Source organism: Actinomadura sp. ATCC 39365 (assembly GCF_054392275.1).
Genome location: NZ_CP184335.1, coordinates 2,036,729 through 2,059,438, shown reverse-complemented (window position 1 = coordinate 2,059,438; position 22,710 = coordinate 2,036,729). Strand labels below are relative to the sequence as shown.

General features: G+C 71.0%; 20 protein-coding genes. 11 read left to right on the top strand and 9 right to left on the bottom strand.

Annotated elements, in window-relative coordinates:
- Positions 1-2: 2 nt before the first annotated feature.
- Both ACNF49_RS10440 and ACNF49_RS10435 read right to left on the bottom strand, forming a co-directional pair.
- On the bottom strand, positions 3-1,691 hold the full coding sequence (locus ACNF49_RS10440; protein ID WP_482943545.1) for an ABC transporter ATP-binding protein: 1,689 nt from the start codon (positions 1,689-1,691) through the stop codon (positions 3-5).
- A 55-nt stretch (positions 1,692-1,746) separates the two neighbouring features.
- Entirely contained in the window at positions 1,747-2,922 is a 1,176-nt protein-coding gene (locus tag ACNF49_RS10435) for an MFS transporter (RefSeq protein WP_357974433.1), read from the bottom strand.
- A 45-nt stretch (positions 2,923-2,967) separates the two neighbouring features.
- Between ACNF49_RS10435 and ACNF49_RS10430 the strand changes: the two genes are divergently transcribed.
- From ACNF49_RS10430 to ACNF49_RS10410, 5 genes are read left to right on the top strand one after another with little or no spacing between them, the layout of a single operon-like run.
- Positions 2,968-6,480 (top strand): nitrate reductase subunit alpha, encoded by a 3,513-nt coding sequence (locus ACNF49_RS10430; protein ID WP_482943544.1) that lies wholly within the window; start codon positions 2,968-2,970, stop codon positions 6,478-6,480.
- Positions 6,480-8,081 carry a nitrate reductase subunit beta gene (gene narH / locus ACNF49_RS10425; RefSeq protein WP_357974439.1) on the top strand — a complete coding sequence of 534 codons (1,602 nt, stop codon included), beginning with the start codon at positions 6,480-6,482 and terminating at the stop codon, positions 8,079-8,081. Before ACNF49_RS10430 ends, narH begins: the two co-directional genes overlap by 1 nt.
- Positions 8,078-8,632 (top strand): nitrate reductase molybdenum cofactor assembly chaperone, encoded by a 555-nt coding sequence (gene narJ / locus ACNF49_RS10420; RefSeq protein ID WP_357974442.1) that lies wholly within the window; start codon positions 8,078-8,080, stop codon positions 8,630-8,632. Before narH ends, narJ begins: the two co-directional genes overlap by 4 nt.
- Positions 8,629-9,309, top strand: a complete 681-nt coding sequence (gene narI / locus ACNF49_RS10415; RefSeq protein ID WP_357974445.1) for a respiratory nitrate reductase subunit gamma — start codon at positions 8,629-8,631, stop codon at positions 9,307-9,309. Before narJ ends, narI begins: the two co-directional genes overlap by 4 nt.
- Before the next feature lie 48 nt (positions 9,310-9,357).
- Positions 9,358-9,978: a phosphotransferase gene (locus tag ACNF49_RS10410; RefSeq protein ID WP_357974448.1), complete on the top strand. Its 621-nt coding sequence runs from the start codon at positions 9,358-9,360 to the stop codon at positions 9,976-9,978.
- 55 nt (positions 9,979-10,033) lie between these two features.
- On the opposite strand, the gene ACNF49_RS10405 is transcribed toward ACNF49_RS10410, so the two are convergent.
- Positions 10,034-10,453 (bottom strand): spore-associated protein A, encoded by a 420-nt coding sequence (locus tag ACNF49_RS10405; protein WP_482943543.1) that lies wholly within the window; start codon positions 10,451-10,453, stop codon positions 10,034-10,036.
- A 262-nt stretch (positions 10,454-10,715) separates the two neighbouring features.
- Between ACNF49_RS10405 and ACNF49_RS10400 the strand changes: the two genes are divergently transcribed.
- Positions 10,716-11,105, top strand: a complete 390-nt coding sequence (locus tag ACNF49_RS10400; RefSeq protein WP_357974454.1) for a VOC family protein — start codon at positions 10,716-10,718, stop codon at positions 11,103-11,105.
- A 53-nt stretch (positions 11,106-11,158) separates the two neighbouring features.
- Here the strand turns inward: ACNF49_RS10400 and ACNF49_RS10395 are convergent, their stop codons facing one another.
- Positions 11,159-12,346 carry an RtcB family protein gene (locus ACNF49_RS10395; protein WP_357974457.1) on the bottom strand — a complete coding sequence of 396 codons (1,188 nt, stop codon included), beginning with the start codon at positions 12,344-12,346 and terminating at the stop codon, positions 11,159-11,161.
- A gap of 266 nt (positions 12,347-12,612) precedes the next feature.
- Here ACNF49_RS10395 and ACNF49_RS10390 point away from each other — a divergent pair, with 266 nt between their 5' ends.
- Positions 12,613-13,563 carry an anti-sigma factor RsbA family regulatory protein gene (locus ACNF49_RS10390; RefSeq protein WP_482943542.1) on the top strand — a complete coding sequence of 317 codons (951 nt, stop codon included), beginning with the start codon at positions 12,613-12,615 and terminating at the stop codon, positions 13,561-13,563.
- Between the two features lie 21 nt (positions 13,564-13,584).
- On the opposite strand, the gene ACNF49_RS10385 is transcribed toward ACNF49_RS10390, so the two are convergent.
- The 5 genes from ACNF49_RS10385 to ACNF49_RS10365 form a co-directional block, all read right to left on the bottom strand.
- Positions 13,585-14,724, bottom strand: coding sequence for a CU044_5270 family protein (locus ACNF49_RS10385; RefSeq protein ID WP_482943541.1), 1,140 nt, complete (start codon positions 14,722-14,724; stop codon positions 13,585-13,587).
- Positions 14,721-15,251, bottom strand: coding sequence for an RNA polymerase sigma factor (locus ACNF49_RS10380; protein WP_357974466.1), 531 nt, complete (start codon positions 15,249-15,251; stop codon positions 14,721-14,723). Before ACNF49_RS10380 ends, ACNF49_RS10385 begins: the two co-directional genes overlap by 4 nt.
- A 161-nt stretch (positions 15,252-15,412) precedes the next feature.
- On the bottom strand, positions 15,413-16,153 hold the full coding sequence (locus ACNF49_RS10375) for a succinate dehydrogenase/fumarate reductase iron-sulfur subunit (protein WP_357974469.1): 741 nt from the start codon (positions 16,151-16,153) through the stop codon (positions 15,413-15,415).
- Complete coding sequence (locus ACNF49_RS10370; protein ID WP_357974473.1) at positions 16,150-18,075, bottom strand: fumarate reductase/succinate dehydrogenase flavoprotein subunit; 1,926 nt, start codon at positions 18,073-18,075, stop codon at positions 16,150-16,152. The genes ACNF49_RS10375 and ACNF49_RS10370 overlap by 4 nt, the downstream gene beginning before the upstream one ends.
- Entirely contained in the window at positions 18,072-18,830 is a 759-nt protein-coding gene (locus ACNF49_RS10365) for a succinate dehydrogenase cytochrome b subunit (protein ID WP_357974476.1), read from the bottom strand. The genes ACNF49_RS10370 and ACNF49_RS10365 overlap by 4 nt, the downstream gene beginning before the upstream one ends.
- 132 nt (positions 18,831-18,962) lie before the next feature.
- On the opposite strand from ACNF49_RS10365, the gene ACNF49_RS10360 reads away from it, so the two are divergent.
- The 4 genes from ACNF49_RS10360 to ACNF49_RS10345 are packed head-to-tail and all read left to right on the top strand — an operon-like array spanning position 18,963 to position 22,649.
- Positions 18,963-19,892, top strand: a complete 930-nt coding sequence (locus tag ACNF49_RS10360; protein WP_452424401.1) for a LysR family transcriptional regulator — start codon at positions 18,963-18,965, stop codon at positions 19,890-19,892.
- A gap of 35 nt (positions 19,893-19,927) precedes the next feature.
- A complete protein-coding gene (locus ACNF49_RS10355) occupies positions 19,928-21,064 on the top strand; it encodes a PP2C family protein-serine/threonine phosphatase (protein ID WP_357974482.1) in 1,137 nt (378 codons plus the stop codon).
- Complete coding sequence (locus ACNF49_RS10350; RefSeq protein WP_482943540.1) at positions 21,061-22,203, top strand: sensor histidine kinase; 1,143 nt, start codon at positions 21,061-21,063, stop codon at positions 22,201-22,203. The genes ACNF49_RS10355 and ACNF49_RS10350 overlap by 4 nt, the downstream gene beginning before the upstream one ends.
- Entirely contained in the window at positions 22,200-22,649 is a 450-nt protein-coding gene (locus ACNF49_RS10345) for a response regulator (RefSeq protein WP_357974486.1), read from the top strand. Before ACNF49_RS10350 ends, ACNF49_RS10345 begins: the two co-directional genes overlap by 4 nt.
- Positions 22,650-22,710: the final 61 nt, after the last annotated feature.

Below are 22,710 nucleotides of genomic sequence, written 5' to 3'. Positions count from 1 at the left end.
GGTCAGCCCTCCCCTCGGGTCACGGTCGCGGCGTATTCGGGGGACGCGTCCAGCAGGTGCCGGTGTGTCCCCTCGGCCAGCACCCGGCCGCCGGCCACGTAGACCACGTGGTCGGCGCGGTCGAGCACCAGCGGGCTGGTCGTGCAGATCATGGTGGTGCGGCCCGCGCGCGCCTTGGCCAGCCGCTCGGCGATGCGGGCCTCGCTGTGGGCGTCGACGGCGCTGGTGGGCTCGACCAGGATGAGCACCTCGGGGTCGGCGACCAGGGCCCGCGCCAGGCGCAGCCGCTGCTGCTGACCGCCGGAGAACTCGCGCCCGGCCTCGGACACCTCGGCGTCGAGGCCGTCGGGCAACGCCTCGACGATGTCCTCGGCGCAGGCGGCGTGCAGGGCCTCGCGCACGTCCTCGTCGGTGGCCGCGTCGCGGACGTCGAGCTCGGTCCTGAGCCTGCCGGTGAACAGGCGGGCGTCGTTGCCGGCGACCAGGATGCGCGCGCGGATCTCGGCCATCGGCAGCGTGGCCAGCTCGACGGCGCCGAAGGTGACGTCGCCCGGCGCGTACCGGCCGAGGCGGTCGGCGATGGCGGCGGCCTCCTCGGGGGCGTCGGCCGCGACGGCGGTGAGCATGCCCGGCTGGAGGGTGACGCCGCTGTAGGAGTCGCGCAGCACGCCGCCGCCGCTGGTCTCGGTGCCGCCGGCGACCTCGGGCTCGATCGCCAGGATGCGGATGACGCGGCGGGCCGCGACATGGCCCTTGGTGAGCTTGTCAGCGGCCTCGGTCAAGGTGCGCAGCGGGCCGATGAGGAAGGCGGCGTAGCCGTAGAGCGCGACGAGGTCGCCGGTGCTGATCTCGCCGCCGACCGCGAACGTGGCGCCGATGCCGGTGACGGCCGCGATGAGCAGACCGGGCAGCAGGATCTGGGCGCCTTCGAGCAGCGACTCGACCCGGGCCACGCCCACGCCGGCATGGCGCACGCGCTGGGACTCCTCACCGTAGCGGCCGGCGAACACGTGCTCGCCGCCGATGCCGCGGAGCACCCGCAGGCCGGCCACGATGTCGGCGGCCCTGGTGGACAGGTCGCCGGTCAGCTCGCGCTGCCGCTTCTGCCGCCGGTGCAGCGGCTTGAGCAGCGGCGAGACGGCGACCGCCATGAGCGGCACGCCGAACAGCACGAGCAGCCCGAGCGGGACCGAGGTCGTCAGCAGGATCACGGTGACCGCGACGATGGCCACGACGGAGCCGACGCCGCGCAGCAGGATGTCCATGGAACTGCCGATGTGGGCGATGTCGGAGTTGCCGACGCTGACGACCTCGCCGGTCGAGACCTTCTTGGGCAGCGTCGCCCCGAGCCTGGCGGCCTGCCGCGCGGTCACCTGAACGGTGCGGTAGGCCGCCGACAACCAGTTGAACACCGCCATCCGGTGCCGCATGATCCCGGTGAAGGCCTGCAGCAGCCCCAGCCCGAGCAGGATCGACGCCCAGGTCAGCAGCGCCCCGGTGTCCTTGGCGGTGACCGCGTCGATGCCCTTGCCGAGCACCGCGGGCACGAGCGCCTGCACCAGCCACCACAGGGTGGCGAAGCCGATGCCGGCGAGCAGGGCACGCCCCTGACGCCGCGCGTTCCACCACAGGTAGCGGAACGGGCTGCGGATGTCGGGCAGGCCGGGATCGGCCTCAGGAAGGGAGCGCATAGCCTGACAAGGTTGACAAGCCATCGACCGGCCCGGCAAACGGTTTTTCGCCTGGCTAACGATCGGGCACGTGCCGGAACGTGCGCACGGTGTAGAGCAAAGTGACCAGGGCGGTCAGCGCGAGCAGCAGGTAGCCCACGGTGTACGACCCGGACGCGCCGTAGACGGCCCCCATCACCAGCGGCGGGAAGTACCCGCCGAGGCCGCCGGCCGCGCCCACGAGCCCTGTCACCGTCCCCACCTTCGACGCCTCGACCAGCTTGGCCACCAGGGCGAAGACGCCGCCCGTGCCGAGCCCGAGGAAGAAGGCGATGAGCACGAAGCACGCCCCGGCGGGCACCTCGGCGGGCGGCCTGAACGACAGCGCGACCGCCATCACGACCGTCCCGGCCAGCGAGATGAGCAGCACCCTGACCGGCCCGACCCGGTCGGACAACGTGCCGCCGATCGGCCGGGCGGCGACGGCGGCGATCGAGAACCCGGCCGCCCGCAGCCCGGCGCCCGTCTGGGCGAAGTGGTAGACGTTCTGGAGCAGGGTCGGCAGGTACGTCGAGAACGCCACGAAGCCGCCGAAGGTGACGGCGTACAGGAAGGCGCACTGCCAGGTGGCCCTGAGCTTGGTGGCCTCGCGCATCCTGGGCAGGGCCGGGGCGGTGGCGGGCGACCAGGCGGGCGAGTCGCGGCTGCCGCCGATCATGATCACGCCCATCAGGGCGAGCACCGCGGCCATGAGCAGGTGGGTCGGGAACCGGCCGAAGTCCTCCACCAGGCGGGGGGTGAAGAACGCCGACAGCGCGGTCCCGCCCATGCCGGCGCCGAACACGCCGGTGGCGAACCCTCTGCGGGCGGGCTCGTACCAGGCGTTGACGAACGGGATGCCGATGGCGAACGACGTGCCGGGGATGCCCAGGAGGAACCCCCAGAACAGCAGCCACCCGTACGACTCGGACCAGCCCACGAACAGGACGGGCACGATCGACACGAAGCAGATGATCGCGAACATGCGCCGCCCGCCGAGCCGGTCGGCCAGCACACCCACGGGGATGCGGCCGAGCGAGCCGACCAGCACCGGGATCGCGACCAGCAGCGAGGTCTGTGTCGCGGACAGGTGCAGTTGCCTGCTGTAACTGCCCGACAGGGGACCGATGAGGTTCCAGGCCCAGAACGTCACGGCGAAGGCCGCCGTGGCCAGCGCCAGGTTCCGCACCTGACCTTTACGAAGCGCAGACATACACCCTGTGTAACAGAGGGTCACTATCTGTGATGAAGTGGGGGTATGAGCGCCGAGGATCTCCTGCTGAAGACCGGTCGGTTCCTCCGCAGATCGGCCACCAGTGGTGACCTGCGGACCCTCTACCTGAAAGGCGGCACGGAAGGCGACGCCTTCTACCGCGACCGGTGGAGCCACGACAAGGTGGTGCGCTCGACGCACGGGGTGAACTGCACGGGCTCGTGCTCGTGGAAGGTGTTCGTCAAGGACGGCATCATCACCTGGGAGACGCAGGAGACCGACTACCCGGGCGTGGGCCCCGACCGGCCGGAGTACGAGCCGCGCGGCTGCCCGCGCGGCGCGGCCTTCTCCTGGTACACCTACTCGCCGACCCGGATCCGCTACCCGTACGCGCGGGGCGTGCTGGTCCAGCTCTACCTGGAGGCGCGGGAGCGGCTGGGCGACCCGGTGGCCGCCTGGGCCGAGGTCACCACCGATCCGGGGAAGCGGGCGAGCTACCAGGGCGCCCGCGGCCGGGGCGGGCTCGTCCGGGTGACCTGGGACCTGGCCGTCGAGATGATCGCCGCGGCGCACGTGCACACCATCCAGGCGTACGGGCCCGACCGGGTCGCGGGGTTCTCGCCCATCCCGGCGATGTCGATGGTCTCCCACGCCGTCGGCTCCCGGTTCGTGTCGCTGATCGGCGGCACGATGCTCTCCTTCTACGACTGGTACGCCGACCTGCCCGTGGCCTCGCCGCAGGTGTTCGGCGACCAGACCGACGTCCCGGAGTCGGCCGACTGGTGGGACGCCGCGTACCTGATGATGTGGGGCTCCAACGTCCCGGTCACCCGCACGCCGGACGCCCACTGGATGGCCGAGGCGCGCTACCGGGGCCAGAAGGTCGTGGTGGTCTCGCCCGACTACAGCGACGCGGCCAAGTTCGCCGACGAGTTCCTGAGCGTGCGTCCCGGCACGGACGGCGCCCTGGCCATGGCCATGGGCCACGTGCTGCTGAAGGAGTTCTTCGTCGACCGCGAGGTGCCCTACTTCACCGACTACGTCAAACGCTGCACCGACCTGCCCTTCCTGGTCACGCTGCGCGAGCACGGGGACGCGTACGTGCCGGACAAGTTCCTCACGGCCAAGGACCTGGGCTCGGCGGAGGAGGCGGCCGAGTGGAAGACCGTGCTGATGGCCGGGTCCGGCGAGCCGGTGGTCCCGAACGGCTCGGTCGGCTTCCGCTGGACCGATTCCGGCGAGGGCCGCTGGAACCTCGACCTGGACGTCGACCCCAAGCTCACCCTGTACGGCGGCGAGTCCGCCCAGCTCCTGCTGCCGCGCTTCGACGGCGAGGGCGCCCTGCGCCGGGGCGTGCCGGTCGCCCGCGTCGGCGACCGGCTGGTGACGACCGTGTTCGACCTGCTGCTCGCCCAGTACGGCGTCCCCAGGCCGGGCCTGCCGGGGGTCTGGCCCGGCGGGTACGACGACGCGGCCGAGCCGTACACGCCGGGCTGGCAGGAGCCGGTCACCGGCGTCCCGGCCCAGCGGGTGGTCAAGATCACCCGCGAGTTCGCCAGGACGGCCGAGACCACCCGCGGCCGATGCATGATCATCATGGGCGCGGGCGCCACCCAGTGGTTCCACGGCGACACCATCTACCGGGCGTTCCTGTCGCTGCTGCTGCTGACCGGCTGCCAGGGGCGCAACGGCGGCGGCTGGGCCCATTACGTCGGCCAGGAGAAGTGCCGTCCGCAGAGCGGCTGGGCGGTGCTGGCCGGCGCGCTCGACTGGTCGCGCCCGCCCCGGCAGGCGCCCGGCACGCCGTACTGGTACCTGCACACCGACCAGTGGCGTTACGACCGGTTCGACGCGGGGGCCCTGACCTCGCCGCTCGGGCCCGGCGCGTTCCGCGGCAGGCACACGGCCGACCTGGTGGCCGAGGCCGTGCGCAACGGCTGGATGCCCATGTCGCCCGCCTTCGACCGCAACCCGCTGGAGCTGGGCGAGCAGGAGGACCCCGTGGCGTACACGCTGGAGGAGCTGCGGCAGGGCAGGCTCCGGCACGCCGCCGAGGACCCCGACGACCCGGCCAACTGGCCGCGGGTGCTGACCCTGTGGCGGTCGAACCTGCTCGGCTCGTCGGCCAAGGGCAACGAGTACTTCCTGCACCACCTGCTCGGCGCCACGTCCAACCTGGAGCACCCCGACGCCGAGGCGCCGAGGGGGAAGCTGGACCTGCTGCTCACGCTCGACTTCCGGATGACGTCCTCGACGGTCTACTCCGACATCGTGCTGCCCGCCGCCACCTGGTACGAGAAGTACGACCTGTCCTCGACGGACATGCACCCGTTCGTGCACGCGTTCAACCCGGCCATCTCGCCGCCCTGGGAGACCAGGACGGACTTCGCGGCCTTCCACGCCATCGCCAGGGCCTTCAGCGCGCTGGCCAAGGAGCGGCTGGGGGTGCGCAAGGACGTCGTGGTGGTCCCGTACCAGCACGACACGCCGGGCGAGACCGGGCAGCCCGGCGGGCGCGCGCCCGGCGCGCCGGAGCCGACGCTGAAGGTGGTCGAGCGCGACTACGGCGCGGTCGCGGAGAAGCTGGCCGCGCTCGGCCCGCTCACCGAGCAGCTCGGCCTCCAGGTCAAGGGCGTGACCTTCATGCCGGACGAGGAGGTCGCCTGGCTCGGCCAGCGCTGCGGCCTGGTGCCGCGCGGCGTGGCCAAGGGCCGTCCCGAGCTGGACACCGACGCCAAGGCGTGCGAGACGATCCTCGCGCTGTCCGGGGTGAGCAACGGCAGGCTGGCCGCCCAGGGTTTCCGCCAGCTCGCCCGGCGCACCGGCCGCAGCTTCGACGACCTGATGGACGAGGGCCACCGCATCGTCTTCGCCGACACCCAGGCCAGGCCCACGCACGTCGCGGCCAGCCCGGAGTGGTCGGGCAAGGAGGCGCACGACCGCCGCTACTCGCCGTTCACGATCAACGTCGAGAACGGCAAGCCCTGGCACACGCTCACCGGCCGCATGCACTTCTTCCTCGACCACGACTGGATGCACGAGTACGGCGAGGCCCTGCCGGTCTACCGCCCGCCGCTGGACATGGCCGAGCTCTTCGGCGAGAGCGCCACCCTGCGCTACCTGACCCCGCACTCCAAGTGGTCGATCCACTCCGAGTACCAGGACAACCTGCTCATGTTGTCGCTGTCGCGCGGCGGCCCGACCATCTGGATGTCCACCGAGGACGCGACCCGGCTCGGCATCGCCGACAACGACTGGATCGAGGCGGTCAACCGCAACGGCGTCGTGGTGGCCAGGGCCATCGTGTCCCATCGCATGCCGCAGGGCACGGTCTACATGTTCCACGCCCAGGACCGCCTGATCGACGTGCCGAAGTCGGAGGAGACCGGCCGCCGCGGCGGCATCCACAACGCGCTGACCAGGGTGCTGATCAAGCCCACGCACATGATCGGCGGCTACGCCCAGCTCTCGTACGCCTTCAACTACCTCGGCCCCACGGGCAACCAGCGGGACGAGGTCACCACCATTCGCCGCAGGTCGCAGGAGGTGCGCTACTGATGAAGATCATGGCTCAGATCGCCATGGTGATGAACCTGGACAAGTGCATCGGCTGTCACACCTGTTCCGTCACCTGCAAACAGACCTGGACCAATCGTCCCGGCGTCGAGTACGTCTGGTTCAACAACGTCGAGACCCGCCCCGGCCAGGGCTACCCCCGCCGGTACGAGGACCAGGAACGCTGGCGGGGCGGCTGGAAGCTCGACCGCAGGGGCCGGCTGACGCTGCGCGCCGGCGGGCGCTTCCGCAAGCTGGCCAACATCTTCGCCAACCCGCTCATGCCCTCCATCCAGGACTACTACGAGCCCTGGACCTACGACTACGAGAACCTGACCCGCGCCCCGCTCTCCGACGACGTCCCGGTGGCGCCGCCGCGGTCACTGATCAGCAACGAGCCCATGAAGATCCGCTGGAGCGCGAACTGGGACGACAACCTGGGCGGCGACCCGTCCCCCGACCCGGTGCTGGGGAAGGTGTCGGAGCAGGTCAGGCTGGAGTTCGAGCAGGCGTACATGTTCTACCTGCCGCGCATCTGCGAGCACTGCCTGAACCCGTCCTGCGTGGCCTCCTGCCCGTCGGGGGCCATGTACAAGCGGGCCGAGGACGGGATCGTCCTGGTGGACCAGGACAGTTGCCGGGGCTGGCGGATGTGCGTGACGGGGTGCCCGTACAAGAAGGTGTACTTCAACCACCGGACCGGCAAGGCCGAGAAGTGCACGTTCTGCTATCCGCGGGTCGAGGTGGGGCTGCCGACGGTGTGCTCGGAGACCTGCGTGGGCCGGCTGCGCTACCTCGGGGTGCTGCTCTACGACGCCGACCGGGTGAGCCAGGCCGCCTCCGTGGCGGACGAGCGGGACCTGTACGAGGCCCAGCTCGGCGTCTTCGTCGACCCCGACGATCCGGCCGTGGCCGCGGCGGGGCTGCCCGCCGACTGGATCGAGGCGGCCCGCAGGTCCCCCGTCTACGACCTGATCATGAAATATCGCATAGCGCTCCCCCTGCACCCGGAGTACCGGACGTTGCCGATGGTCTGGTACGTCCCGCCGCTCTCCCCCGTCGTGGACGCCCTGGCGAACACCGGGCACGACGGCGAGGACGCGGACAACCTGTTCGCCGCCATCGAGTCGCTGCGCATCCCCGTGGAGTACCTGGCCGAGCTGTTCACCGCGGGCGATCCCGTGCCGGTGACGGCCGCGCTGCGCCGCCTGGCCGCGATGCGCTCGTACATGCGGGGGGTCAACCTGGGGCAGGAGCCGGTCCTGCCGGACACCGGCCTGAGCGAGGACGACATCAAGGCCATGTACCGCCTGCTGGCCCTGGCCAAGTACGACGAGCGGTACGTGATCCCGACCGCGTACGGCAACGTGCCCGGCGTGGTCGAGGAGGCCGGCTGCAGCCTCGACTACTACGGCGGCCCCGGCATGCAGGCCCCCTTCGGTGAGGCGTCGGGCAAGCCGCTGCCGGTCTCCGTCGAGTCCTTCCACGGGCTCAAGGACCGCCAGACCAGCGACGAGATCACCCACGACCGGGTGAACCTCCTCAACTGGGACGGCCGGGGCATCCCAGCAGGACTCTTCCCCCCGAAAAAGGGGAAATCATGAACAAGGCCGTGATCTGGCAGGCCGCCGCGCACCTGCTCGCCTATCCCGACGAACGTTTCCACCGCCGCCTGCCGCTGATCAGGGAGGCCGCCGAGCCGCATTTCGCGGCGTTCCTGGGGCGGATCGCGGACATGGAAGCGGGCGACCTGGCCGCGCACTACGTCGAGACGTTCGACCTGAACCGGCGCTGCTGCCTCTACCTGACCTACTACACCGACGGCGACACCCGCCGCCGCGGCGTGTCCCTGGCCGCGCTCAAGCAGCGTTACCGTGTGGCCGGCTGGGAGCTGATGGACGACGAGCTGCCCGACTTCCTGCCGGTCGTGCTGGAGTTCGCGGCGCTCGACCCGTCCGGGGTGACGCTGCTGAGGGAGCACCGCGTCGGGCTCGATCTGCTGCTGTCGGCCCTGTCCGAGCTGGGCTCGCCGTACGCGGAGGTGATCGGGGCGGTGTGCGCGGCCCTGCCGCCGCCCACGGCCGCCGAGCGCGCCGCGGCGCACCGGCTGGCCGCCGGCGGGCCGCCGGCCGAGACCGTGGGAGGGTACCGATGAGCTGGGGCGAGAGCATGTTGTGGGTGGTCGCGCCGTACGTCACCCTGGTGATCTTCATCGGCGGCCTGATCTGGCGGTACAAGTACGACAAGTTCGGCTGGACCACCCGCTCGTCGCAGCTCTACGAGAGCCCGCTGCTGCGCGTGGCCAGCCCGGTGTTCCACTACGGCCTGATCTTCGTGATCATCGGGCACGTGACGGGCCTGCTCGTCCCGCTCTCCTGGACGGACGCGATCGGCGTGTCGAACGAGGCGTACCACGCCAACGCCCTGATCTGGGGCGGCCTGGCCGGGCTGGCCACGCTGGTGGCGCTGGTCCTGCTGGTCTACCGCCGCCGGACGAACGGGCCCGTCTTCCTGGCCACGACGAAGAACGACAAGACCATGTACGTGGTGCTCGCCGCGGCGATCGTCGCGGGGGTGGTGACGACGGTGGCCGGGTTCGTCCCGAGCGAGGTGAGCTACCGGACGACGGTCGCCCCCTGGTTCCGCGGCATCTTCGTGCTCGACCCGGACGCCATCGCGATGGGGCACGCGAGCATCCTTTACAAGGTGCACACCGTGATCGGGATGGCGTTGTTCGTGCTTTTCCCGTTCAGCCGCCTCGTGCACGCCCTTTCGGCCCCGATCACCTATTTGTTCCGCCCTTACATCGTGTATCGGGCCCGGTCCCGATAGCGCGCCGCGACGCCCGGAACGGGGGCCGGTGCGTCAGAATCGTTGGCTGTGGAGCACGGGTACACCAACAGCACGGTCGGCGACGGCGCTCTGGTCGTCAAGTGTTACCAGGGCCCGGAGGCCGCCTTCAGGCTGAGCACGGAGAGCAGGTACCTGCGTCGGCTGCGCGGCCGGCTGCCGGTGCCGCGCGTCCACCAGATCACCGCCACGAGCCTGACCACCCGCTTCGTGGCCGGCGCCCACGGCCAGGACCTGCTCGACGAGGGCCGCGCCGCCGAGGTGCTGGCCGAGTGCGGCCGGGTCCTGGCCCGCATCCACCGCCTCGGCATCGTGCACGGCGACTACGGGCCCCAGAACCTGCTGTTCGACCCCGCCACGTTCGAGACCACCGCGATCCTCGACTGGGAGTGGGCCCATCCGGGCCGGCCGGTGGAGGACCTCGCCTGGTGCGAGTGGATCGTCCGCAGCCACCACCCCGAGCACGCCTCCCTGCTGCCGCGCTTCTTCGACGCCTACGGCGGCCCGGTGCCGTCCTGGGCCGAGCGGCAGGCGTCGATGGTGGCGCGCTGCCGCGACCTGTTGGAGTTCTGCGGCCGGTGGGAGCCGGGCGGGGGCGGGGAGAAGTTGTGGCGCGAACGCCTCGACCTCACCGCCGCCTGGAGCGCCTGACGCGTCCCGCGGTGTCCGGGCCCCGGGGGCGAGGCCCGGACGTCCTCGACCCCGATCAGCCGCAGTGGCTCCAGCCGCTGGTCCACACGTACGGCGACTCGTCCCAGGCGCCGCCCCACTTGACGCAGGTGTTCACGGCGGACAGGATCACCGGCCCCGCGTACGACTTGAACTCACCGGCGTCGGTCTTGGTCGCGCCGCCCTGCACGGTCAGCGTCGCCCGCATCCACCGGGTGTACGGCGTCTTGTTGACCGTCACCACGCAGTTCTTGCCGGTGCCGGAGTTGTAGGACAGGTAGATCGTGCCCAGCGCCGTGCTGCCCGACTTGAACGGGTGCGAGTCGATGACGCGGAACCCGGACCCGCACACGCCGGCCGGGTCCACGGCGGCGACGGCGGCCTGTGCGGGCAGGGCGCTCGCCAGACCGCAGGCGAGCACGCCCGCGGCGAAGAGCGTCTTGGTGATCGTGCGCATGTTCATCCTTACTGTCGCTCTTGAACGCCCGTCAGCTTCGCGCAGCGAGTGATCAAGAAAGCGAACAGCAGGCGAACAACACACAAATGCGATTTCGGTTCCCCCGTAATCCACGGCCCTCCAGCTCGCCCGGAGGACGACCGCGCAGGTGCGGCGGGTCGCCCCGGCACCCCGGCGAGGCACGTGATCTCCGCCACAGCGGCGTCGAAGACCGGGCGGGTCTCGTGCGACATGCGCCCTGCTTTGGGGCAGGATCCCAGCCATGGTGTCGGTATTGCAGAACGTCGCGATCGACTGCGCGGACCCGTACGAGCTCGCCCGGTTCTGGAGCGAGGTGACCGGCTGTCCGGTTCACCCGGAGGACCGTCCGGGTGACGAGGAGACGCGGGTGATGCTGAAGGAGGGCCCGATCCTGCACTTCAACAAGGTGCCGGAGCCGAAGGCGGCCAAGAACCGGCTGCACCTGTGCCTGCGCCCCGACTCCACGCGCGACGAGGAGGTCGAGCGCCTGGTGCGCCGGGGCGCCACCCTGATCGCCGACCTGCGCGAGCCGGACGGCACGGGCTGGGCGGTGCTCACCGACCCCGAGGGCAACGAGTTCTGCGTCCTGCGCAGCGCCTCGGAGCGCGCCGGGACGGCCCCGCACCCCTGAGCCGTCCCGCGTGACCGCGCACCCGCACGGCCCCTGTCAGGGCCGTGCGGGCCTCAGCCCTTGATGGAGATGAGCTGCCGCAGGTGCGCCACGACCGTCACCAGGTCCCGCTGCGCGGCCATCACCGACTCCAGGTCCTTGTACGCCCCCGGGATCTCGTCGATCACCCCGGGATCCTTGCGGCACTCGACCCCGAACGTCTGCTCCTCCAGGTCCTTGACCGTGAACGTCTTCTTGGCCTTGGTCCTGCTCATCTTCCGCCCCGCCCCGTGCGAGGCCGAGTTGAACGCCCGCGGGTTCCCCAGCCCCTTCACGATGTACGTGCCGGTGGCCATCGAGCCCGGGATGATCCCCAGGTCCCCGCTCCCCGCCCGGATCGCCCCCTTACGGGTGACGAGCACGTCCACCCCGTCGTAGCGCTCCTCGGCCACGTAGTTGTGGTGGCAGGAGATGGGCTGGTCGAAGGTGATGCCGGGGAGGTGGCGGCGCAGCACGTCGCAGACCAGGCCCATCATCAGCGCCCGGTTGCGGCGCGCGTAGTCCTGGGCCCAGTACAGGTCGCGGCGGTAGGCGTCCATCTCCGGGGTGTGGCCGAGGAACACCGCCAGGTCCCGGTCCACCAGGCCCTGGTTGTGGGAGAGGCCGCGGGCCACCCCGATGTGGTGCTCGGCCAGTTCCTTGCCGATGTTGCGCGACCCCGAGTGCAGGACCACCCACACCCAGCCCTCGTCGTCGGCGCACACCTCCAGGAAGTGGTTGCCGCCGCCGAGCGTGCCCATCTGCGCCTCGGCCCGCTCGCGGCGGGCGCGGACGGCCGGGGCCAGATCGTCGAACTCGCGCCAGAACTCCGCCCACCCGGCCGTCCGCATCCCGTGCACCTTGCCGGGATCGACGGGCCGCTTGTGGTGCTGGAAGCCGACGGGGACCGCCTGCTCCAGCTTCCCCCGCAGGTAGGCCAGGTTGTCGGGCAGCTGCGACGCCTTGAACGACGTCTTCACGGCGGTCATCCCGCAGCCGATGTCCACCCCGACGGCCGCCGGCGACACCGCGTCCTTCATCGCGATGACCGACCCGACCGTCGCCCCCTTGCCGTGGTGCACGTCGGGCATGACGGCGACGCCATGGACCCAGGGCAGGTTGGCCACGTTCCGCAACTGCTGCATCGCCTGCGGGTCGACCGTCTCCGGCTCCGCCCACATCCGCAGCGGATGCCTGGTGCCGCTCACCTCGTTGTACGCCATGTCGCCTCCTCCCGGCCGCCTTCAAGAACACGATCTATCTGGCCAGACACGACATACCCCCTGCAACCGAATTAGTACGGCCCCCGGCCCCGGAGATCTTGGCAAGCCCGGCCCGGTTCCCTGCTCCATTGGCTATGGTGACCGTGGTGTGCCGACATACACCCTGTATGCGCGCACCCGGGAGATATACCGTTGAGAACGGCCCGACCCCTCCGACCGCTCATGGCCGGGCAGCAGCTCGCCGTCGCGGAGAAAACGGGGCGCACATGATCGCCGTCGCCGACCAGCCGGACGAGCATCCGCTGGTCCACCAGGCGCTCGTCTACTCCACCGACGCCGGCTTCCTGGCCGCGGCCGTCCCCTTCTGCCGCGACGGGCTGGCCGCGCGGGAGAGGGTGCTCGCGGTCACCACGGCCGCCAACATCGACCTGCTCGCGCGGGCCCTCGGCGGTGACGCGGGCGAGGTCGAGTTCGTCGAGGCCGGCGGCTGGTACGACGCCCCGGGCCGCACCCTGGCCTCCTACGGCCGCTACCTCGACGCGTACCGGCACGCCCATCCTCGCGTCAGGGTGCTCGGCGAGCCCGTCTGGCACGGCCGCACACCGGCCGAGGAGGCCGAGTGGACCCGGTACGAGTCGGTGGTCAACGCCGCGTTCGCCGTCCAGCCGGCCTGGATGGTCTGCGCATTCGACGCGCGCGCGGTGCCGGACCGGATCGTCGCCGGCGCCCGCCGTACCCATCCGGGGCTGCTGACCGGTGACGGCCCCCGCGCCAGCACCGATTACGTCGAGCCCGAGTCCTTCAGCTGCGTCTCCGACCACGACCCGCTGCCGCCTCCGCCGCCCGGGGCCACCGGGCTGCGCTTCGACGGCGACCTGCACCGCGTGCGCCGGCACGTGCGGACGACCGCCGAACGGCTCGGCCTGTCCCGCGCCATGACCGACCGCCTGCTGCTGACCGTCAACGAGGTCGCCGCCAACGCCGTCGAGCACGGCGGCGGGCACGGCGACCTCGCTATCTGGACCGACGGGAACGCCGTCGTGTGCGACGTCACCGACCCGGGCAAGCTGACGGCCGTCCTGCCCGGCTACCTGCCGCCCGCCCCGACCGCCCCGCGCGGGCACGGCCTGTGGGTGGTGCGCCAGCTCTGCGACCTGCTCCAGGTGCGTTCAGAGCCGGCCGGGACCCGCTTCCGCCTGCGCCTGCTGCGCGACTGACGGCACGGGCCGCCGCAGGGCTCAGCGCTTGGGGCCGGCGTCCGTCCAGCCGGCCTCCAGGACGGCCTCGGAGCTCGACACCGTGCCCGGCTCAAGGGCCTTCTGCGGGCCGCGCGGCTCGACCACGACGCTCTCGGTGCCCAGCGCCCGCCCGGTGGCCTCGTCGAAGATCAGGCGGCTCTCCCGCACGCCGGTGCGCTCGTCGCTCTGCTGGATGGCCGCGGCCGTGCCGGTACGGCCCTCGGCGTCGGTGACGTTCTCGATGACCTTGACGGAGTCGAGCCCGGCCAGCATGCGGAAGGCGGCGCCGCGCACCTGCGGCGTCACCGGCATGGAGACGATCAGCCCGACGCTGACCGTGAACAGCCAGGTGTCGGAGGACATCTCCACGCTGGACGACTCGGTCGAATGCCCGTCGTAGGAGTCGAGCAGCCACTTCTTCAGCTTCGCCGGCTCGTCCGGCAGGCCGCGCAGGTCCTTCATCGTGACGTTGCGGCCGAGCCAGAACACCTTGTCGCCGTCCACCAGGGGGCTGTGCGAGGTCGTGGCCTTCCCGGGGGCGGTCCGCAGGGTCAGCGGGGCCACCTTCTTCATCGGCACGACCACCTCGATCCCGGCGGGCGAGCCCGCCTGCTCCCAGGCCAGCCGGTCGGCCTCCCCGGCGGGCACCGCGCCGAGCCTGCGCGTGCGGCTCCACTGCTCGCCGCCGGTCGCGCGCGGCGTCCACTCCTCGTTGCGCTGCTGGTCCAGGACCAGGTATCCGCCCTTGACGGCGGGGTAGGCGTGCCTGCTCACCGTCACGGTGTACCACCAGTCGCCGGTACGGTCGGGCTGCCGGTCGGCCTTCTCCGCGGCGGCCAGCAGCACCTCCCTGGCCGACAGCGTGACCTTCCGCGGCGTCGCGGACGCGCTCTGCCCGGCCTGCGGAGCCTGCTTCCGGGGCGCCGGCGCCGCGTTCCCCGCCACCACGACGGCCACCGCGGTCGCCCCCGCCGCGAGGGCCGCGAGCCCCCACACCGGCCGTCCGGCCGCGCGCCGCCGCCGGGACCCCCGCGGCCCGGACATGGCGCGCGCGAGCTCGGCGGCCCTGGTGCGCTCGTCCACCGGCCGGTCGCCGAGGTGCGCGGGCCGCGCGGCCCGGAGTTCGTCCATCGGGTTCATGACCACTCCTCGCTGAGGTTGCGCACGTAGTGACGGGACGGTTCGGCGGACTCCATGGCTCGTGCGAGCCGTTTCCTGGCCCGGTGCAGCCGGACGCGGAAGGCCGCCGACGAGCAGCCGACGACCCGGGCGCCCTCCTTGGGCGACAGCCCGTGCCAGGCGACCAGCATGAGCACCTCACGGTCGTCCTCGTGCAGCTCTGCCAGCGCCCGCAGCACGCCCATGCGCTCGGTCACCTGCTCGGCCACGTCCGGGCGGCCGTCCTCGGTCCACGAGCTCAGCTCGGCGGCCAGCGCGTCCCTGCGCGCCTGCGAGCGGGCGTCGTCGCGTAGGAGGTTGCGCGCCACGCCGAGCAGCCACGGCAGCGGCGGCTCCGGCACGTCGTCCAGCCGCCGCCACGCGATGGCGAACGTCTCGCTCACCACCTCGTCGGCCACCTGCCGGCCCGCACGACTGACCGCGTAGGCCCACACCCGTTGTCGGCATTCGTCGTACATGCCGGTGAAACGGTGGGAATCATCCGTCACCGCGCAGCCCCTTCGTCCCTGGTGCGTTCTTCTGACACCGGGAAGTGGGGCGAACACCCCCGTTGTTACAGCTCGTTCGGAAATCTCCAGATGTGCCGCGAGCCGTCCGTACGCAGAAGCCCCGCCCCGGTGTGTACCGGGACGGGGCCTGCTCGACCTGCCTACTTGGCGTTGGCCTTGAGGTAGTCGCTGTTCATCTGGGCGATCGTGTCCAGCGGGATGCCCTTGGGGCACACCGCCGTGCACTCGCCGGTGTTCGTGCAGCCGCCGAAGCCCTCGGCGTCCATCTGGTCCACCATGGCCTTCGCGCGGGTCAGGCGCTCGGGCTGGCCCTGGGGCAGCAGGCTGAGGTGGGTGATCTTGGCGGCGGTGAACAGGGAGGCCGAGCCGTTCGGGCAGGCGGCCACGCAGGCGCCGCAGCCGATGCAGGTCGCGGCGTCGAACGCGGCGTCGGCGTCCTCCTTGCGCACCGGGACGCTGTGCGCGTCCGGGGCCGAGCCGGCCGGGACCGAGACGAAGCCGCCCGCCTGGATGATGCGGTCGAACGCACTGCGGTCCACGACCAGGTCCTTGACCACCGGGAACGGCGCGGCGCGCCACGGCTCGATGGTGATCTCGGCGCCGTCCTCGAAGTGGCGCATGTGCAGCTGGCAGGTCGTCGTGGCGCGCTGCTCGCCGTGCGCCACGCCGTTGATGACCATGCCGCACATGCCGCAGATGCCCTCGCGGCAGTCGTGGTCGAAGGCGATCGGGTCGTCGCCCTCCACGATCAGCCGTTCGTTCAGCACGTCCAGCATCTCCAGGAACGACATGTCCGGGGACACGTCCTCCACCCGGTACGTCACCATGCGTCCGGCGTCCGAGGGGGCGCTCTGACGCCAGACCTTGAGGGTCAGGTTCACTTGTAGCTCCGCTGGGTCATCTTGACGTAGTCGTACTCGAGCGGTTCCTTGTGCAGCACCGTCTCGCCGGAGGGCGTGCGCTCCCAGGCCGAGACGTGCGCGAAGTGCTCGTCGTCGCGCAGGGCCTCGCCGTCGGGGTCCTGCGACTCGGCGCGGAAGTGGCCGCCGCAGGACTCGGTGCGGACGAGGGCGTCCAGGCACATGAGCTCGGCCAGGTCGAAGAAGTCGGCGACGCGGCCGGCCTTCTCCAGGACCTGGTTCAGCTCCTCGGCGGTGCCGGACACCTTGACGTTCTTCCAGAACTCCTCGCGCAGCTCGGGGATGCGCTCCAGGGCCTTGCGCAGCGACTCCTCGGTGCGCTCCATGCCGCAGTAGTCCCACATGAGCTTGCCCAGCTCGCGGTGGAAGGAGTCGGGGGTGCGGGTGCCGTTCACCGACATCAGGCGGTCGATCCTGGTCCGGACCTTGATCTCCGCCTCGGCCACGGCCTCCTCGTCGACCTCGCCGTACGGGCCGTTGGCCAGGTAGTCGCCGATCGTGGTCGGGAGCACGAAGTACCCGTCGGCCAGGCCCTGCATCAGCGCCGAGGCGCCGAGCCGGTTCGCGCCGTGGTCGGAGAAGTTGGCCTCGCCGATCACGAACAGGCCGGGGATCGTGGACTGCAGGTCGTAGTCCACCCACAGGCCGCCCATCGTGTAGTGGACGGCGGGGTAGATGCGCATCGGCACGTCGTACGGGTTCTCGCCGGTGATGCGCTCGTACATCTCGAAGAGGTTGCCGTACTTCTTCTCCACGGCGTCGCGGCCGAGCCGGCCGATGGCGTCGCGGAAGTCGAGGTAGACGCCGAGCCCGCCGGGGCCGACGCCGCGGCCCTCGTCGCAGACGTTCTTGGCCGCGCGGGAGGCGATGTCACGGGGGACGAGGTTGCCGAAGGCCGGGTAGATGCGCTCCAGGTAGTAGTCGCGCTCCTCCTCCGGGATGTCCCCGGGGGCCCGGTCGTCGTCCTTGAGCAGCGGCACCCACACGCGGCCGTCGTTGCGCAGCGACTCCGACATCAGCGTCAGCTTCGACTGGTACTCGCCGGAGACCGGGATGCAGGTCGGGTGGATCTGCGTGTAGCACGGGTTCGCGAAGTATGCCCCGCGCTCGTGCGCCCGCCAGATGGCCGTCGTGTTGCAGCCCTTGGCGTTCGTGGACAGGAAGAACACGTTGCCGTAACCGCCGGTGGCCAGCACCACGGCGTCGGCCAGGTGCCGCTCGATCTCGCCGGTCACCATGTCGCGCACGATGACGCCGCGCGCCCGGCCGTCGGAGACGATCAGGTCGAGCATCTCGTGGCGGGTGTGCATCTCCACGGTCCCGGCCGCGATCTGCCGCTCCAGCGCCTGGTAGGCGCCCAGCAGGAGCTGCTGGCCCGTCTGGCCGCGGGCGTAGAACGTACGGGAGACCTGGGCGCCGCCGAACGAGCGGGTGTCCAGCAGGCCGCCGTACTCGCGGGCGAACGGCACGCCCTGGGCCACGGCCTGGTCGATGATGTTCACCGACACCTGGGCCAGGCGGTAGACGTTCGACTCGCGGGCGCGGAAGTCGCCGCCCTTGACGGTGTCGTAGAAGAGCCGGTAGATCGAGTCGCCGTCGCCGCGGTAGTTCTTGGCGGCGTTGATGCCGCCCTGGGCGGCGATGGAGTGGGCACGCCGGGGCGTGTCCTGGTAGCAGAAGGACTTGACGTTGTAGCCCAGCTCGCCCAGGGTCGCCGCGGCCGAGCCGCCCGCCAGTCCGGTGCCGACGACGATCACGTTGAGCTTGCGCTTGTTGGCCGGGTTGACCAGCTTGGCGCTGAACTTCCGCTTCTCCCACCGCTCCTCGATGGGACCGGCGGGCGCCTTGGTGTCCCGGATCTCCGAGCCTTCGGTGTACTTCACTTCACAACTCCGAACGTGATGGCGAGGGGCGGGGCCAGGAAGCCGATGACCAGGACCGCCGAGACCAGGGCGGCCGTCAGGCGCAGGCCACGGTAGCGGCTGCGGTTGGCCCAGCCCAGCGTCTGGAACGCGCTCCAGATGCCGTGCCGCAGGTGCAGGCCGACCATGACGACGGCCACGAGGTAGATGAGGGTCACCCACCAGCGGGAGGCGTCGAAGCCGGCGACCATGCGGTCGGCGGGCTCGGAGTCGAAGCCCTTGGGGTTGACGACGCCGAAGGTCAGGTCGAGCAGGTGCCAGACCAGGAACAGCAGGATCGTCAGGCCGCCGAACCGCATGATGTGCGTGGCATAGCCGTTGGCCTGCGACTTCTTGGCCACGTACTTGACCGGGCGGGCCTTGGCCGCCTTGCGTGCCAGCGAGATCGCGGCCCACATGTGCAGCACGACCGAGACGACGAGCCCGATCTCCAGGATCGTCAGCACCGTCCGGTACGGCGCGATGGGCTCGAGAAGCGTGCGCAGCGCGACGGCGTACTCGTTGAACGAGTCCTTGCCGAGGAAGATCTTGAGGTTGCCCAGCATGTGCAGGACGAGGAAGGACACCATCACGGCGCCCGTGACGGCCATGACGACTTTCTTGCCGTTCGACGAGCTCAGGAACCGGCTCGGCTTCTTGGACGTCGGTGCGGGCGAGGCACCCTTGGGGGCGTTAACAGGCGCGGTGGCGGCGCCGCGCTCTATCGTGGCAGTCACGTTTGAACGCTAGGTATCCAGCAATGATCCGTCCAAGTCATCGCGGATCTGGTTTCCATAGCTTCCGGCTATGATGCTTGGTTTATACGGTCGGCATAAGGAAAAATGCTCGGCCGGTGCGAGGAAAATCACATGCAGTTGCAGCAGCTCGCCTACTTCGTCGCGGTCGCGGAGACCAGGCACTTCACCCAGGCGGCCGAGCGCATGCGGGTCGCCCAGCCCTCGCTCAGCAAGCAGATCAAGGCCCTGGAGAACGACCTCGGCGCCCCGCTGTTCTCCCGCGCGCGCGGCAACGTCACGCTGACGGCCGCGGGCGAGGCGCTGCTGCCGCTGGCCCGCCGGATGCTGGCCGACGCCGACACCGCCCGGCAGGAGGTGGCCGAGCTGGCGGGGCTGCGCCGGGGCCGGGTGCGGCTGGGGGCCACGCCGTCGTTGTGCGCGGGCCTGCTGGCCGACGCGCTGGCGCGCTTCCACCGGGCGTACCCGGGGGTGGAGCTGCTGGTGGAGGAGGGCGGCTCGCGTGACCTGGTCAGGGCGCTGGCCAGGGGGCAGCTCGACCTGTCGCTGATCATCATGCCGCTGCAGAGCGACGACCCGTCGCTGGTCACCGAGGAGATCCTGCGGGAGAACCTGGTCGTGGTCGCGCCCTCCCACGAGCGGGCGCGGGGGCCGTACCTGCGGATCGAGGACCTGCGCGGCCGGCAGATGGTGATGTTCAGGCGCGGTTACGACCTGCGCGAGGCCACCCTCACCGCCTGCCGCCAGGCCGGGTTCGAGCCCAGGTTCTCGGTGCAGGGCGGCGAGATGGACGCGGTGCTGCGGTTCGTGGAGGCGGGGCTCGGCGTGGCCGTGGTGCCGTCGATGGTGCTCGACGGGCGGCCGGGGCTGTCCGGCACGCCGCTGGCCCCGCCGGGCCTGAGCCGGACGATCGCCCTGGCCCACCGCAAGGACGTCGAGCCGACCAGGGCCGCGCAGGCGTTCCGGGAGACCCTGCTCGCCTTCGTGGTCGAGGCCGGCCAGGAAGGCACGCTTCCGCAAGGGGTCGAGCTCATCGCAGAATGAGCAGCAACAGCCCGACTCCCCCGGGAAGGCATCGTGTGACGGCAAACCTCAACGAGCCGCTGACACTGCTCCTCATCGAGGACGACGACGGCGACGCCTTCCTCGTCGAAGAACTGCTCAACCAGGCCGAGGCACCACCGACGATCTTCTGGGCGCGCAGCCTCCAGGAGGCCAAGACCAAGCTCGACCCGACGATCCAGTGCGTTCTCGTCGACCTCACCCTGCCCGACGCCAGCAGGCTGGAAGCGCTGGAGGAGGTGCTGGCGCTCGCGCCGCACGCGGCCGTGCTGGTCCTCACCGGCCTCAGGGACGTGCACGTCGGCGTTGCCGCCGTGCAGGCGGGCGCCCAGGACTACCTGGTCAAGCAGGACATCGACGCCCGCCTGCTGGCCAGGTCGATCAGGTACGCCATGGAGCGCAAGCGCGCCGACCTGGCCCAGCTCAGGCTGTTCGAGGCCGAGCTGACCGCGAAGGAGAACGCCCGCCTGGAGAGCGGCCTGCTGCCCGTGCCCCTGCTGCGCACCGAGGCGATCACGCACCAGATCCGCTACCTGCCGGGCAACCAGGGAACCCTGCTGGGCGGCGACTTCCTCGACATGGTCCAGACCCCCGACGGCGCGGTGCACGTCGTGGTGGGTGACGTCTGCGGCCACGGGCCCGACGAGGCCGCGCTCGGCGTGGCGCTGCGCATCGCCTGGCGCACGCTGGTGCTGGCCGGGCAGACCGACGACACGCTGCTGCGCACGATGGACGCCCTCCTGCGCGCCGAGCGCAAGGCGCCCGAGATCTTCACCACGCTCTGCATGGCCACGTTCACGCCCGACCTGCGCCAGGCCCGGATGCGCGTGGTCGGGCACCCGCCGCCGGTGCTGGTCCGCGACGGCGTGCCCGCGGTGGTGGACGGCACGCCCTCGGGGCCGCCGCTCGGCATCTTCCCCGACGCCGAGTGGACGGTCATCGACGTGCCCCTGGGCGAGGAGTGGTCGATCATGCTCTACACCGACGGCCTGATCGAGGCGGCCGTCGGCGGGCAGAAGGAGCTGCTCGGCGTCGAGGGCCTGGTGGGGCTGGTACGCGAGCACGGCGTGATCGACCTCGACCGGCTGATCAAACACGCCGGAACGCTCAGCGACGATCTCGCGGTGGTCCTGGTGTCGAGGAGGAAGGCATGAGCATCCATCCGCTGCCGCCGCCGAACCTGCCGACCGGGCTCGGCAGGCTGCCGGCGGCCCGCTGGTTCCTGGCCATCGGCGTGCTGGCGGGGTTCGCGTTCGCGACCGGCGTGGTGGTCACCATGTCGATGATCGCGCACGCGCGGGCCATGGGGCCGAGGCCCGAGGTGGCCGCCCAGCTCGACCGGCTCAACGTGGCGCTGATCGTGCTGTTCGGGGTGCTGCTGGCGGGCGGGGCGGGCCTGGCGTTCGTCGTCAGGTACGCCGTGCTCAAGCCCATCGACCAGCTCACCGAGCAGGTCCGCACGGTCGCCGCCGGCGACTTCGACCACCGGCTCGGCGTCGACCGGCCGGCCGAGCTGAGCGAGCTGTCCAGCCACGTCGACTCCATGCGCCGCCGCATCGTCTCGGCCTGGCGCGGGGCCGCCGACCAGGCCGACGAGCTGCGCCGGTCCAACGGCGAGCTGGAGCAGTTCGCCTACGTCGCCAGCCACGACCTGCAGGAGCCGCTGCGCAAGGTCGCCAGCTTCACCCAGATGCTGGAGCAGCGGTACGGCCCGCAGCTCGACGACCGCGCCCGCCAGTACATCCACTACGCGGTCGACGGGGCCAAGCGCATGCAGCTCCTGATCAACGACCTGCTCGACTTCTCCCGGGTGGGCCGGGTGAGCGGCGAACGGGTGCCGACCGACTCCGGCGAGGCCCTGGACCGGGCCCTGGAGAACCTGTCGGCCACGATCGAGGACACCGGCGCCACCGTCACCCGCGACGACCTGCCCGTGGTCGAGGGCAACCGGCTGCAGCTCACCCAGCTCTTCCAGAACCTCGTCGAGAACGCGGTCAAGTTCCGCTCCGAGGCCCCGCCGCGCGTACGCCTGACGGCCGAGCGGAAGGGCGACATGTGGGAGTTCAGCTGCTCCGACAACGGCATCGGCGTCGACCCCAAGTACGCCGACCGCATCTTCCTGATCTTCCAGCGCCTCCACCCCCGGGACGTGTACCCCGGCACCGGCATCGGCCTGGCGCTCTGCCGGAAGATCGTCGAGTACCACGGCGGGCAGCTCTGGCTCGACGCCGCGCCGGCCGGCCAGGGCACGACGTTCCGCTGGACGCTGCCGGCGGCGGGGGGCGACGCATGACGGACTGGCGCCCGATCGACGTGCTCCTCGTGGAGGACGACCAGGGGGACATCCTGCTCACCAGGGAGGCGTTCGACCTCAACAAGGTGCGCAACCGGCTCAACGTGGTCAACGACGGCGAGCAGGCGATGGCGTACCTGCGGCGGGAGGGCGTCTACGCCGGCGCGCCCCGGCCCGACCTGATCCTGCTCGACCTCAACCTGCCCCGGATGAACGGCCTGGAGGTGCTGAGCGAGGTCAAGGCCGACGCCACGCTGCGGACGATCCCCGTGGTGATCCTGACGACCTCCGAGGCGGAGGAGGACATCCTGCACAGCTACCGGCTGCACGCCAACGCCTATGTCGCGAAGCCGGTGGATTTTGAGCAATTTATCCGTGTTGTCCGGCAAATAGATGATTTTTTCGTGACCGTAGTGAAGCTGCCGGCACCCGGTCCGCGGCCCTGACGCGTATACGTGACAGGAATCACAGTGGGTCATCGAAAAAGTGAGTGACCCCGCTCACAAA

What these genes read in the sequence shown, in the direction of transcription:
- ACNF49_RS10440 (WP_482943545.1), bottom strand. Translation starts at nt 1,691, where the DNA reads ATGCGCTCCCTTCCTGAGGCCGATCCCGGCCTGCCCGACATCCGCAGC.
- ACNF49_RS10435 (WP_357974433.1), bottom strand. Translation starts at nt 2,922, where the DNA reads ATGTCTGCGCTTCGTAAAGGTCAGGTGCGGAACCTGGCGCTGGCCACG.
- ACNF49_RS10430 (WP_482943544.1), top strand. Translation starts at nt 2,968, where the DNA reads ATGAGCGCCGAGGATCTCCTGCTGAAGACCGGTCGGTTCCTCCGCAGA.
- narH (WP_357974439.1), top strand. Translation starts at nt 6,480, where the DNA reads ATGAAGATCATGGCTCAGATCGCCATGGTGATGAACCTGGACAAGTGC.
- narJ (WP_357974442.1), top strand. Translation starts at nt 8,078, where the DNA reads ATGAACAAGGCCGTGATCTGGCAGGCCGCCGCGCACCTGCTCGCCTAT.
- narI (WP_357974445.1), top strand. Translation starts at nt 8,629, where the DNA reads ATGAGCTGGGGCGAGAGCATGTTGTGGGTGGTCGCGCCGTACGTCACC.
- ACNF49_RS10405 (WP_482943543.1), bottom strand. Translation starts at nt 10,453, where the DNA reads ATGCGCACGATCACCAAGACGCTCTTCGCCGCGGGCGTGCTCGCCTGC.
- ACNF49_RS10400 (WP_357974454.1), top strand. Translation starts at nt 10,716, where the DNA reads ATGGTGTCGGTATTGCAGAACGTCGCGATCGACTGCGCGGACCCGTAC.
- ACNF49_RS10395 (WP_357974457.1), bottom strand. Translation starts at nt 12,346, where the DNA reads ATGGCGTACAACGAGGTGAGCGGCACCAGGCATCCGCTGCGGATGTGG.
- ACNF49_RS10390 (WP_482943542.1), top strand. Translation starts at nt 12,613, where the DNA reads ATGATCGCCGTCGCCGACCAGCCGGACGAGCATCCGCTGGTCCACCAG.
- ACNF49_RS10385 (WP_482943541.1), bottom strand. Translation starts at nt 14,724, where the DNA reads ATGAACCCGATGGACGAACTCCGGGCCGCGCGGCCCGCGCACCTCGGC.
- ACNF49_RS10360 (WP_452424401.1), top strand. Translation starts at nt 18,963, where the DNA reads ATGCAGTTGCAGCAGCTCGCCTACTTCGTCGCGGTCGCGGAGACCAGG.
- ACNF49_RS10350 (WP_482943540.1), top strand. Translation starts at nt 21,061, where the DNA reads ATGAGCATCCATCCGCTGCCGCCGCCGAACCTGCCGACCGGGCTCGGC.
- ACNF49_RS10345 (WP_357974486.1), top strand. Translation starts at nt 22,200, where the DNA reads ATGACGGACTGGCGCCCGATCGACGTGCTCCTCGTGGAGGACGACCAG.